Annotated in this window: 9 protein-coding genes; 5 read left to right on the forward strand and 4 right to left on the reverse strand. The window is 54.1% G+C overall.

Annotated features, from left to right (window positions below; genetic code table 11):
- Positions 1 to 41: 41 nt before the first annotated feature.
- The 3 genes from DV711_RS02275 to DV711_RS02285 form a co-directional block, all read right to left on the reverse strand.
- A complete protein-coding gene (locus DV711_RS02275; RefSeq protein WP_114694020.1) occupies positions 42 to 3,305 on the reverse strand; it encodes an EAL domain-containing protein in 3,264 nt (1,087 codons plus the stop codon).
- Complete coding sequence (locus tag DV711_RS02280; RefSeq protein ID WP_114694021.1) at positions 3,302 to 4,276, reverse strand: cytochrome-c peroxidase; 975 nt, start codon at positions 4,274 to 4,276, stop codon at positions 3,302 to 3,304. Before DV711_RS02280 ends, DV711_RS02275 begins: the two co-directional genes overlap by 4 nt.
- A gap of 325 nt (positions 4,277 to 4,601) precedes the next feature.
- Positions 4,602 to 5,363 carry a substrate-binding periplasmic protein gene (locus DV711_RS02285; RefSeq protein WP_207802515.1) on the reverse strand — a complete coding sequence of 254 codons (762 nt, stop codon included), beginning with the start codon at positions 5,361 to 5,363 and terminating at the stop codon, positions 4,602 to 4,604.
- A 236-nt stretch (positions 5,364 to 5,599) separates the two neighbouring features.
- On the opposite strand from DV711_RS02285, the gene DV711_RS02290 reads away from it, so the two are divergent.
- Positions 5,600 to 6,223, forward strand: coding sequence for a MiaE family protein (locus DV711_RS02290; protein WP_114694023.1), 624 nt, complete (start codon positions 5,600 to 5,602; stop codon positions 6,221 to 6,223).
- A 99-nt stretch (positions 6,224 to 6,322) separates the two neighbouring features.
- A complete protein-coding gene (locus DV711_RS02295; RefSeq protein WP_114694024.1) occupies positions 6,323 to 7,438 on the forward strand; it encodes a hypothetical protein in 1,116 nt (371 codons plus the stop codon).
- A gap of 78 nt (positions 7,439 to 7,516) precedes the next feature.
- Here the strand turns inward: DV711_RS02295 and DV711_RS02300 are convergent, their stop codons facing one another.
- Positions 7,517 to 8,449 (reverse strand): LysR family transcriptional regulator, encoded by a 933-nt coding sequence (locus DV711_RS02300; RefSeq protein ID WP_114694025.1) that lies wholly within the window; start codon positions 8,447 to 8,449, stop codon positions 7,517 to 7,519.
- 137 nt (positions 8,450 to 8,586) lie between these two features.
- Between DV711_RS02300 and aptA the strand changes: the two genes are divergently transcribed.
- The 3 genes from aptA (at position 8,587) to DV711_RS02315 (ending at position 12,106) form a co-directional block, all read left to right on the forward strand.
- On the forward strand, positions 8,587 to 9,924 hold the full coding sequence (gene aptA, locus DV711_RS02305; protein WP_114694026.1) for an omega-aminotransferase AptA: 1,338 nt from the start codon (positions 8,587 to 8,589) through the stop codon (positions 9,922 to 9,924).
- An 82-nt stretch (positions 9,925 to 10,006) separates the two neighbouring features.
- A complete protein-coding gene (locus DV711_RS02310) occupies positions 10,007 to 11,497 on the forward strand; it encodes a CoA-acylating methylmalonate-semialdehyde dehydrogenase (protein WP_114694027.1) in 1,491 nt (496 codons plus the stop codon).
- Positions 11,498 to 11,710: 213 nt separating this feature from the next.
- Entirely contained in the window at positions 11,711 to 12,106 is a 396-nt protein-coding gene (locus DV711_RS02315) for a bacteriohemerythrin (protein WP_114694028.1), read from the forward strand.
- Positions 12,107 to 12,115 lie beyond the last annotated feature (9 nt).

Here is a 12,115-nt window from a genome sequence, read left to right on the forward strand (position 1 = left end):
TCGCTGATTGATCCTGGCGCTCAGCTGTTTGTCTGGCGCCATTACTCAGAGTCTGTGAACAGGGATTTTGTGGGCCCCGAGGTGACGTTTGAAGGGGGCTTGCTAAGCCAAGTACCGACTTCGGCGGCGGGCATCGGTCTGGCATAGTAAAAACCCTGCAGATTACGACAGCTGTTATTGACCAGAAACTCGGCCTGCTGTTGAGTTTCGACCCCTTCGGCGACCAGTGAGAGGTTGAGGTTCTGGGCCATCGCAACGATGGTTTTGACCAGGGTGGCGTCTTCGAGGTCCTCCGGCAGATCGCTGACGAAGGAGCGGTCGATCTTCAGGGCATCAACCGGGAAGCGCTTCAGGTAGCTCAGTGATGAGTATCCGGTACCGAAGTCGTCGACCGATAATTTGACCCCGAGCGCTTTCAAACTGGAAAGCCAGACCAGCGCCTCTTCGGTATCGCGTATCAGCAGGCTCTCGGTGATTTCAAGGGTCAGGGATTCTGGCTTTATTCCTGCCTGGTCGATCACCTGTTGCAGATCAGCCGCCTCCAGCCCCAGCTCTCGCTGTCGGCTGGATAGGTTGACGGCCAGCTTCAGGTTGCTGAAGCCGGCGTCCTGCCAAACCTTCAGTTGCCGACATGCGTTTGACAGCACCCAGCGGCCGATTTCGCCGATCTGGCCACTGTCTTCCGCAATGGGGATGAAGGTGGCGGGGGATACCTGGCCGCGTTTGGGGTGATTCCAGCGTAGTAGAGCCTCGACGCTGATCGTTTGGTTGAGGCTGGGGTTGACGACCGGTTGGTAGTAAATTTCCAGCTCCCCGTTCTTGATCGCGTGGCGTAGCTCCAGTTCCAGCTGTCGGCGATCCAGCGTCTTCTGTTGCATTGACAGGGTAAAGAACTGGTAGGTACTGCGGCCACGTTCCTTGGCCTGGTACATGGCCATATCGGCATTCTGCAGCAGGGTGTCTGCGTTGGCGGCATCATCGGGATAGATCGTGATGCCGATGCTGGCACCGATGGAGATCTCACGCCCGTTAAGTGAAAAGCCCCGAGTGATCTGATCGATGATGTAGGTTGCAACCTGGGCCACAGAATCCGTTTCGGCGATGTCCTGCAACAGGATGACAAACTCATCACCACCGAATCGAGCAATGGTATCCGACTCCCGCAGGCAGGCTTTGATGCGGGCCGCTACCAGCTGCAGCAGCTCGTCGCCAACGGCGTGACCAAAGGTGTCGTTAACCACCTTGAAATGATCCAGGTCGAGAAACAGAATCCCCAGCATCCACTGCTCGCGTTTGGCCGAGGCGATCGCCTGTTTGAGACGATCGGATAGCAGGGTACGGTTAGGTAGGCCGGTCAATGCATCGTAGTTGGCCTGGTAACGGATCTGCTCTTCGTTCTCTTTATGCTGGGTGATATCGGTAAAGACGGCGACGTACTCTTCGATATCGCCGTTTGCGCCCTTGATCGCAGAGATGGAAAGCCATTCCGGGAACAGGGTTCCATCTTTGCGTTTATTCCAGATCTCGCCGCTCCAGTGACCCTGTTGTCGGACCGAATTCCAAAGTTGCTCATAAAAGGCCGGTTCATGGCGACCGGACTTCAATAGCTGCGGTGATTTTCCAAGAACATCATCGAGTCCATAGCCAGTGATTCTGGTAAAGGCGGGATTGACCGTTTTAATCCGATTTTCGGCATCGGTGACCATGATTCCTTCAGCGGTGGTATCGAAAACCGCCGCATTCATGCGCAATTGATCTTCGGCCAGCTTTTGCGCGGTGATGTCTTCTTTTACCGCGATGAAGCTGGTGATCTTGCCGTGCTCGTCGCGCAGTGGCGAGATCGATGCAGACTCCCAGTAGGTGGATCCATCTTTGTGTCGATTGTGGAACATTCCTCGCCATTCGCGACCGGCCTTCAACCGGGTCCACATCGTCTCATAGTCCTGTCGGCTTAAATTACCGCTTTTCAGGAAGCTGGAGTTTTGACCGATAGCTTCGGCGGCACTGTAGCCCGAGACCCGTTCAAACCAGGGATTGACGTACTCGATCACGCCTTGGGTGTCGGTAATCACCACGGAGGCCGGGCTTTGTTTCAGAACCCGGCTGAGTTTCCGCGAATCGGCCTCGGCCCGTTTCGAGGCGGAGATGTCACTTCTGACGCAGACCATGCCACCTTCGCTAGTCGGTTTGTTACTGGCCAGGTACCAGGTGTTGTTATCGATCTGTTCGACATACTGGCCTTGCGGGCGCGGATCGGTGAATAGACTCCCTTCCAAGCTGTAATACTCGGTCCGTTCTGCGACCGCGGCTTGGAGTTCGTCCAGAGTTAACGAATCGATCGGATACTCTTTCAGCCAGGGATAGAAGGCCTCAAAACGGCGGTTATAAAGTACCGGTCGATGATCGGCATCAAACAGGGCAAAGGCTTCGGAGAGGTTGTCGACCGCATCGTGCAGTCGGTTCCAGGCCCGTTTCGACTCCAAGTGAGCGTTATGTAAGCTTCGAATCAATAACCATAAGCCGATGATCAGTGCGCATACCGACAGCGACAGCAGCACGATAAGTTGGCGTTTGATTGCGGTTTCGGTGACCCGTTGCTTTTCCAGCTGTTCGTGAAGCGCACTGAAATAAGTCTGGCTGGGGACTTCAAGGTAGCTCTTTTTCAAAGAATCCAGTTTTGCCAAACCGTGCAGGTTTGAATCGATGTGGAACAGAAGCTGCTCCACCAGATCGCGGCTTTGCGTTGAACTCAACGACCACTGTTTGATCTGCTCGAGGGAACCGAGGATATCGTTAAAGTGGGAATCGGCAGAAGAGAGTTGATAGCTGTAAAGCTGGTTGATAAACTCAACAATTTGGTTGTAGTGGGCAGGCTCCTGCTGGTTGAAAGTCTGGGCCAGAGTCGGGAGATAATGAATACCGTTTCGGACCAAGGCGGCTTGAAATTTGATTTTCTCCAGCAGATCCAGTTTGGTTTTCATCGTCTGCCAGAACAGTCGATTCTGCTCGGATAGCTGCTCATGATCGCGATCGGCAGTCGCATTAAACCTTGTTCTGATCTGATTCAGCTCGTTACTGGTTTTCACCAGAGGGTCATATTGAACCATCAGGAATGAGGCGATCCGCAACATATCTCGATCAAACCGAGCATCCAAGGTCTTCAGCTGCAGCATGAGTCGCGACAGTTCGGCATAGTCGTCGGAATCGTCATCCCAAAACAGCCCAAGCAACATAATAAAGGTCATGCTTAGACCAAGCAGCAACAGCCCCCGGCGTTGTCCGATGGATTGGAATAATAGTTTCATGGCGTTAATTTGCTGTGCTCTCCAATCAGGGTGCGCAGGAAGGCGATGATGTCCTGAATATGAGCCTCCGGGATTTCGCGTCCGAGCTGATATAGCCCCATGATGCGAACGGCTTCTTCTAAGGTGGTGGCCGACCCGTCATGAAAATAGGGTGGGTTGATTGCAGCCAGACGCAGGCTGGGGACCTTGAAATAGTGCCTGTCTTCTTCTTGGCCGGTGACATTGAAACGGCCCAGGTCTGCCCGGGTCAGCTTGGAGTTTCTGCTTTCGAAATAATCACCCATTGCTCCCATATATGCGTACATATTGCCGCCGACATTGGCTCCTTGATGGCAGCTTATACAGCCGTAGTTTTGAAACAGCCGATACCCTTGCAGCTCTTGTTCGGTAAGAGAGTTCTCTCCCTGTAGCCAACGATCGAAACGAGAATTGATTGTCACCAGTGAGCGCTCGAAGGTCGCGATCGCTGTAGCGATGTTGTCGCTGCTGATGCCGTCATCGAATAACTCGTTGAATGCTGCGACCATGCTTGGGTCTCGGCTGAGCTTGGCGCGAACCTCAGACCAGGACGAGTTCATCTCCACAGGGTTGTGAATCGGGCCCGCAGCCTGCTCCTCGAGGGTGACCGCCCGTCCATCCCAGAATTGGGCCAGGTTGTAACTGCAGTTGAACACGGTGGGGGTCTTGATCTCCCCCATCGCACCATCGACACCACTAGATCTCGGCTTGTCGTCCGTACCCCCTTGGGAGAGCTGATGACAGCTGGCGCAGCTCACAGAGTTGTCCTTGGATAGGCGAGGGTCGTGAAATAGCTGGTCGCCCAGCGCCACTAATTTGGGATCGATAGTTAAATCAGCGACGAGGGGTTTAATGGGTTCACTTTTGGTTTCACTCGCAGTGGCAAGCGGTAATAGCGAGATGAATAATGTCAGTAAAAACAGTGACTTTTTAAATGCTACTGCTAACAGCATATATATTGCCTTAACAAACCATAACCCGATAAAAGATATTTGGTTTGTGGTATCCCATTATTTAAATACTGGAGAAAATTACTCGGTAATGTTTTGGCCGTTTGTTTGCAATGGTTGAAGACCTGTTGCGGCATCAAGTCCTGCTTCCTTGGTATGGGTTTTATCAAGTAAACGGTGATTTTGAGTGGGTGCTTGTAGAATTACAAGAGTATAAGAAATAAAAACCTTACAAACTAAGAGGAATAGATTTTCAGGAGGTTTTGTGCATATGGATGGGTAGCTACGTCGATAATAAGCTGGGTAGCTTTTCTTTCCAGAGGACTAATTAGTGCTGCAATTCAGCATATTCAAGACTATAGAGAATCTCGTCGCGTTCAATTTGATCGATTTTAGAGGCGTATTGCTCAGCCTGTTTTAACTTAGTTATTGCGATATCTAGATTATTGATAAGTGAAGACTTTTCTTTGAATCTTTCAGAAAGAAGCAGGTAAAGTGGCGCCGTCTTGAAGACCTTGGGGTGCATGGCTACCTTGGGCTCCAAATTCAATTCGATCATGCTCCGAATCGCCGCTACCTTTGAGTGCAGAAACAGATCACTACGTCCGGTGGCAAGCATCTTAATTACCTGGTGCATGTCGTTGACGGTGTGGTAAGCGACTTGGTTGGCATCGTAGATCGCCTCGCAGGTTTTATCCCCCAGCAACAGTGAGTAATGGCCATCTGGATGCAGCAGCGGGCTATCTGTTGCTAACAGTTGATCTGCTCTGGGGGAGCGCTTCGAAACAAAAGCCCTGACCTGCATCGAGTAGATTTCCGAACTGTTGGCGGTGGTATATCGCTGCCTGTCTAGGTTGGGAACGGCAAGCAGCGCATCGTAGACCCCTTCCTTAACCAGCTTTTGAGATCTTTTCCATGGGTGGAAGGCGTGGTTCACTCTGTAACCCAGTTGATCACCAAGTAGAAAGTTTGCGATCTCAATCAGGATGCCGGCAGGTTGTCCATTGCTGCGCTGATAGGAGAAAGGTGGCCAGTTCTCGGCGTAGGCAAGATTGATCGTGCGAGCTTCGTCATCTGCGGGCGCGGCCATACTGCTGGTTGAGTAGATGGCTATCAGCAGACCTAATAGGACCGAACGAAGGAGGGTGGAATGACAAACCATGTTAAAGCCACACAAGCAAACTCATGCAGTAACAATAGCTGATTTCTTATCGGGTGAAGGCGTGTTACTCGACGTAGTGGTTTTCATGTTAAGGGTGATGCGAGCCGCACTGAAAAGGTTTGGGTATAATTGCGCCCCAAAGATAACCCGGGTACGAGGAAAAGATGGACGTACTACAAGAAATTCAACAGTTTCTACCCTGTCCAACCCCGCAGGGCTGGATCGATGCGGCACTGGAAAATCGCGATATTCTGCTGATCGATCATGCCCATTGTGAGAAGAAAGCGGCGTCGACGGCGATGAATCTGATGTTCCGTTACGTCGATAACATCGATCTGTTGAATAAGATGTCTCGCCTAGCTCGTGAGGAACTAATCCATTTTGAGCAGGTGTTGGGTTTGATGCGTGAACGTGGGGTCATCTATGACCATATGACACCGGCCCGATATGCGCAGGGACTGCGTCGCCATATTCGTAACCATGAGCCAGCCAAACTGGTCGATACCCTGATCATCGGTGCCATCATCGAGGCGCGTTCCTGCGAGCGTTTTGCCGCCATCGAACCCTACCTGGAAGAGTCCGACCCGGCGCTGGCTAAGTATTACCATTCACTACTGAAGGCAGAAGGGCGGCATTATCAGGATTATCTGAAACTGGCACAGGATGCAGCGGCAGAGGATATCACTGAGCGGGTTGAGTTTTTCCTGGCTGCCGAGCGTGAGTTGATCGAATCGGATGACGATGAGTTCCGGTTTCACAGCGGGGTGCCGAAACAGTCATCCTGTTAGGCAAACTTCGTAGCGGACTGCACTCAACTCAATGCCGAAGTTCAGTACAATCTGATGGGACTTTACGACAACCAATAACAACAGAAACAGGGATAGATCATGTCAAAGGAATCAATCGCTTTTGCTCTAGGCGGCCTGGGGGGCTTCAATGCCCATGGAATCGGTTTTCTGCAGGCTTCGTTGGATCAGGGGATCGAACCCGAACTGATCAGTTGCACCTCCGGTCAGATCTACTGGACCTGGCGCTACCTGCTGCAGAAAAACCATGAGCCAGATCCGTTGACCGGCGCTTCGGTCAATATGGAGCAGGAGCTGCGGTTGGAGGTCGACAAGACCAACCGTTTCCCCAAACCCCTGAGTTGGCTCGATGGGCCGGTGATGGCGATGAGTGGCGATCCGGGGATCTTCTCACCGGCAGTTAAGCAGTATTGGCAGAACTGGCTCAGCCCCTATATCAACAGCGCGGCCGATTTCGACAGCTTCTGGAAGCAGTGGGGCGAGGAGTTGATGAACCGGATGTTTCCGGCCCAGGTGTTCGTACCCGAGCGTAGTCCGGAATCGATGCTGGCGATCGGTCAGCGCCTAGCCTCTGAGTCGGAGATCGGTATCCTGTTCAACGCCTTTGATGCGCCAGCCGGTGAAGAGGTGCTGTTTATCAATCCGCGCGCTCAGCAGGTGCTGGATCAGCAGCGCCCCGGCCGCTATGTTGACGGCGCTCTGCTGGGCGATACCCGTATTCGGGTGTTGGATCCGAACAATCCCGAGCAGCTGCGTGAGGCGGTGGATGCGGCGCTATGGCTCTATCTCTACGGCTTCAAAGACCGGGACGGCAATGAGCGGACCCTGATCGACGGGGCCTACCATCGTCAGTTTATTGTCCGTGAACTGGCGCCGGCGGCACAGCGAATCTTCTCGGTTCGTCCCCAGAGCGTCGAATGGAAGGAGGCGATGCCAACCAACAGCTTCCAGGTCAGCAACCTGGTGACCCAGCTGTGGTTCAACGCCTCCTACTCCGGGGAGGTCGCCCATATAGATCTGATCAACCGATTGTTACGTAAGGAACACCTGCCGAAGGAACATTACCGGCATGTGGAGTTGACACCGGTGGAGTATGAGACCCGGATCCATTTCTACGAGTACTTCGTCGAGCGTTGGTCGGTGTATCAGGATGCTTATGACAACAGTCGCGCCTGTTTTGACGACTTGGACCTGTAAAACGGCTCCAGTGTTAGTTTAAATGTCCTTCACGGCCGGGGTTTCGATAGCGAGCCTGCGGCCGTGACAGAGCATTCTTTATGTTTGATCGTTCTCCCGCTGATTCAGCTCTTCTATAAAGGTCTCCAGAATCAGGTTGCTGTGATTACCGCGACGGTGGATGGCGGCGAAACGGGTCTGGAAACTGAACTGCTCCGGTAATAGCTCCCGCATTCGTCCCTCATGAACCCAGCGTTCAGCATAGTGGGTCGGTAAAAAGGCCACGTACTGGCCGGAGAGGATCAGAAAGGCGGCGCCTTCCCGGTCGCTGGTGCTGGCGACCGGATTGAGCTGTTGCAGCAGCGAGCGCTGTCGATCGGGCATCGCCGAAACCGGCACCACGGTATCCAATTGTTGAAGTGATTCGGCATCCAGTTCGGGTTGCTGTTGTTCAAACAGTGGGTGACTGTGGCCGCAATACAGTCGCGACTCTTCATCGTACAGGTCGATATAGTCCAGACCTGCCAGCCGACGGGAGTCCGGAATAACGCCGATATGCAACCGGCCATCCAGCACATTTTTTTCGATCTCAGCCGGTGGCATCATTCGGATATTGATCCGGATATCGGTCCCGCGCTGCTTCAATGCCGCCAGTGAGTTTGTGACTCGCATATGGTTGTACATGGTCACCAGGTTGTCGGTGATGCCGATGTTCAGCTCACCCTTGAGGTTGGCATTGATACTGTTTATCTGGGTTCGAAAGTTTTCAAGCGACGCAAACAACTGCAGGATCGCCTGATACACCTCGCTACCCTGGTCGGTCAATGAAAACCCGGCGCGCCCTCGCTGGCACAGTTTCATGCCCAGGCGCTTCTCCAGGTCGGAGACGGCGATGCTGATCGCCGAAACACTGATATTGAGTTCTACTTCGGCGGCTGAAAACCCACCACTTTCTACCACGCTGCGAAAGATTCGTAGAAGTCGAATATCGATATCGCTGATCTGGCCGCTGAGGCTTGGAGAGGCTTTCATTGTCAGGACTCAATTACTTAAGTATTTGGTTAAGTGTAATTGAAAAACCTTAAATAGAACAAAAGAAGCGTCGAGCTATAGTGAGCCCATAACAAGCTGGCATGCGACCGGCAGGATAAACATCACAGGAGAGATCTATGGCAGCGCAAGATTCACGTGCAGGTTTGACCCAAGCGCAGCTCGACGCCCACTGGATGCCTTTTACTGGCAACCGAGAGTTCAAGCAGGATCCGCGGATTATCGTTTCTGCCGAAGGCAACTACTACACCGATGCCGATGGCCGTAAAATCTTCGATGGTTTGTCTGGCCTTTGGACTTGTGGTGCCGGCCATAGCCGCCCGGAAATCGTTGAAGCGGTTAGTGCTCAGATCAAGCAGCTCGACTACGCGCCGGCGTTTCAATTCGGCCACCCGAAGTCGTTCCAGCTGGCTGAGAAAGTCACCCAGTTTATGCCGGAAGGGATCAACCGGGTGTTCTTTACCGGTTCCGGCTCTGAGTCTGCCGAGACATCCCTGAAAATTGCCCGCGCCTACTGGCGCAAGATGGGTCAACCGACCAAGACCAAGCTGATTGGTCGTGAATTGGGTTACCACGGCGTTAACTGGGGCGGCATCTCCGTCGGCGGTATTGGCGGCAACCGGGCTCTCTACGGCCAGGGGGTCGACGCCGACCATCTGCGCCACACGCTGTTGCCGCAGAACCAGTTTGTCAAAGGCCAGCCGGAGCAGGGCGCCGAACTTGCCGATGAGCTGCTGAATCTGATCGCTCTGCACGATGCCTCCAACATCGCTGCGGTTATCGTCGAGCCTTTGGCCGGTTCCGCGGGTGTGATTCCGCCGCCAAAAGGCTACCTGCAGCGTCTGCGTAAGATCTGTGATGATCACAATATTCTGCTGATCTTCGACGAGGTCATCACCGGCTTCGGCCGCATGGGTGCCAAGACCGGTGCCGAAGCCTTTGGTGTGACGCCGGATATCCTCAACATGGCCAAGCAGCTGACCAACGGTACGGTACCGATGGGCGCCGTGGCGGTGAAGCAGGAGATCTACGACTGCTTTATGGAGCAGGGCGGACCGGAATATGCGCTTGAACTACCCCATGGCTACACCTATTCGGCCCACCCGGTATCCTGTGCCGCCGGTCTGGCGTCGCTGGAGCTGCTGGAGCGCGACAACCTGATCGATTGCGTCGCCGAGCTGAGCCCGTATTTTGCCGATGCGGTTCACAGCCTCAAAGGTAGTGAGCTGATCGCCGATATCCGTAGCTATGGCTTTGCCGCCGGTCTGACGATTGCTCCGGCACCGGGTGAGCCGATGCTGCGTCCGTACCAGATCGCGATGAAGATGTGGCAGAAAGGCTTCTACGTCCGCTACGGTGGCGCCACTATTCAGCTGGGCCTTCCGTTCACCACTGAAAAACATGAGATCGATTTGTTGATCAACGCCCTGGGCGAAAGCATCAACGAAATCGCCTGATTCGTTAAAACCCACACCACTAATTCTGATAGCTGCGGCGGGCTGATAGCCTGCCGCCATCTCTCTTGTCGAGGTAAAAAACATGACCCTGATTGGACACCTGATCAACGGTGAGCTGAGCAACGAAGCCGAGCGCACCCAAGACGTATTCAACCCCTCCACCGGCGAAGTCAGCAAGCAGGTTGCTATCGCTTCCCAAGCGACCGTTGAAGAAGCGATCGCTGCTGCTGAAGCGGCTTACCCGGCCTGGCGTGCAACCCCGCCGTCCAAGCGTGCCCGGGTGATGTTCAAGTTCCTGCAACTGCTGCAGGACAACAGCGAAGAGATCTGCCGCCTGATCGGTGAAGAGCACGGCAAGATCGCCCACGACGCGGCCGGTGAGCTGCAGCGTGGTATCGAAAATGTGGAATACGCCTGCTACGCACCAGAGCTGCTGAAGGGTGAGCACAGCAAGGACGTTGGCCCGGCGATCGATTCCTGGAGCGAGTTCCAGCCGCTGGGTGTGGTTGCCGGCATCACGCCGTTCAATTTCCCGGCGATGGTACCGCTGTGGATGTACCCGATGGCGATCGTTTGCGGTAACACCTTCGTACTGAAGCCGTCCGAGCGTGATCCGAGCTCAACCCTGTTTATCGCCCAGCTGCTGGAGCAGGCCGGTCTGCCGAAGGGGGTTATCAACGTCGTTAACGGTGACAAGACTGCTGTTGATACGCTGCTGACCGATGAGCGGGTCAAGGCTGTAAGCTTTGTTGGTTCTACTCCGATCGCCGAATACATCTACGCCACCGCCAACGCCAACGGTAAGCGCTGTCAGGCCCTGGGTGGTGCTAAGAACCACGCCATCATCATGCCGGATGCCGACCTGGATAACGCCGTTAACGCCCTGACCGGCGCTGCATTCGGCTCCTCCGGTGAGCGCTGCATGGCGCTGTCGGTTGCGGTTTGTGTCGGTAAGCCGATGCAGGACGCTTTCGTGGCCAAGATGAAGGCCGCGATGGAGCCGATTCAGGTGGGTCCGTGCACCGATAACAGCAAGGACTTCGGTCCGGTAATTACCAAAGAACACCAGCAGAAGGTGATCGGCTACATCAACAGTGCCGAAGCGGACGGTGCCACCATCGAAGTGGACGGTCGTGAAGCCCAGGTTGAAGGCCATGCCGAAGGTTTCTACGTCGGTGCGACCCTGATCAACGGCGTTACCGCCGAGATGGAGTCCTACCAGAAAGAGATCTTTGGTCCGGTTCTACAGGTGATGTGCGTCGAGACCATGGAAGAGGCGATGCAGCTGATCAACGATCATGAGTACGGCAACGGTACCTGCATCTTTACCCGTGACGGTGAAGCGGCGCGCTACTTCAGCGACAACATCCTGGTCGGTATGGTCGGTATCAATGTGCCGCTGCCGGTACCGGTTTCTTACCACAGCTTTGGTGGTTGGAAGCGTTCACTGTTCGGTGACCTGCATGCCTACGGCCCGGACGCGGTGCGTTTCTACACCAAGCGTAAGACCATCACTCAGCGCTGGCCCTCTGCCGGTGTCCGTGAAGGTGTTCAGTTCGCGTTCCCCAGCTGATCTGGCGGAATAACTGATTGTCGATGGCGGCCGGGTCCGCTGCCATCAACAGCAAAGGGGCATTGTGCCCCTTTTTTATTGCCTGTCGCTTCCATCGCGGCCTCGTTGCAGTGTTGAAGAGTGGCCATTCGTATAGTGAGGGGAGATTGGGTTGGCGAAGCCCAGGTCACAAGCTAGAGTTGCAGTATCAACAGGGAGCTCTAGGAGTCTCGAATGATCGAGTTGGGACCTGCCTTGCATACGGGGTATACGGAGATTGATAACCAGCACCAGCGGTTGTTTGATCTGTTTAATCAATTGAAGACACCAGCCTCAGAACGAGCTGAACTTCTACCAACCAGCCAGGTGCTACAGCAGATCAGTGAGTACATCGATGCTCACTTCAGTTTTGAAGAGCAGTGGATGCGCGAGGTGGGGTATCCAGATTATGACGCTCATCAACGCGAACATGCCGCCTTCGTCGAGCAAAACCTACAGTTTTTGCGGGAGTATCATTTTGGCGGTTCGCTGACCGAAGAGGATATTGCCCGCTATCTGGAGCGTTGGCTGGTTCAGCATATCAGTGGTACGGATATGAAAGTCGTCCAATATTTGCAGAGCAGCGATTAACTCAAGCGT

This window comes from Motiliproteus coralliicola (assembly GCF_003345655.1).
GTDB lineage: Bacteria > Pseudomonadota > Gammaproteobacteria > Pseudomonadales > Balneatricaceae > Motiliproteus > Motiliproteus coralliicola.

Excerpts from the sequence above, each read along its gene's own strand:
- DV711_RS02275 (WP_114694020.1), bottom strand. The coding sequence starts at position 3,305 with ATGAAACTATTATTCCAATCCATCGGACAACGCCGGGGGCTGTTGCTG.
- DV711_RS02280 (WP_114694021.1), bottom strand. The coding sequence starts at position 4,276 with ATGCTGTTAGCAGTAGCATTTAAAAAGTCACTGTTTTTACTGACATTA.
- DV711_RS02285 (WP_207802515.1), bottom strand. The coding sequence starts at position 5,363 with ATGGCCGCGCCCGCAGATGACGAAGCTCGCACGATCAATCTTGCCTAC.
- DV711_RS02290 (WP_114694023.1), top strand. The coding sequence starts at position 5,600 with ATGGACGTACTACAAGAAATTCAACAGTTTCTACCCTGTCCAACCCCG.
- DV711_RS02295 (WP_114694024.1), top strand. The coding sequence starts at position 6,323 with ATGTCAAAGGAATCAATCGCTTTTGCTCTAGGCGGCCTGGGGGGCTTC.
- DV711_RS02300 (WP_114694025.1), bottom strand. The coding sequence starts at position 8,449 with ATGAAAGCCTCTCCAAGCCTCAGCGGCCAGATCAGCGATATCGATATT.
- aptA (WP_114694026.1), top strand. The coding sequence starts at position 8,587 with ATGGCAGCGCAAGATTCACGTGCAGGTTTGACCCAAGCGCAGCTCGAC.
- DV711_RS02310 (WP_114694027.1), top strand. The coding sequence starts at position 10,007 with ATGACCCTGATTGGACACCTGATCAACGGTGAGCTGAGCAACGAAGCC.
- DV711_RS02315 (WP_114694028.1), top strand. The coding sequence starts at position 11,711 with ATGATCGAGTTGGGACCTGCCTTGCATACGGGGTATACGGAGATTGAT.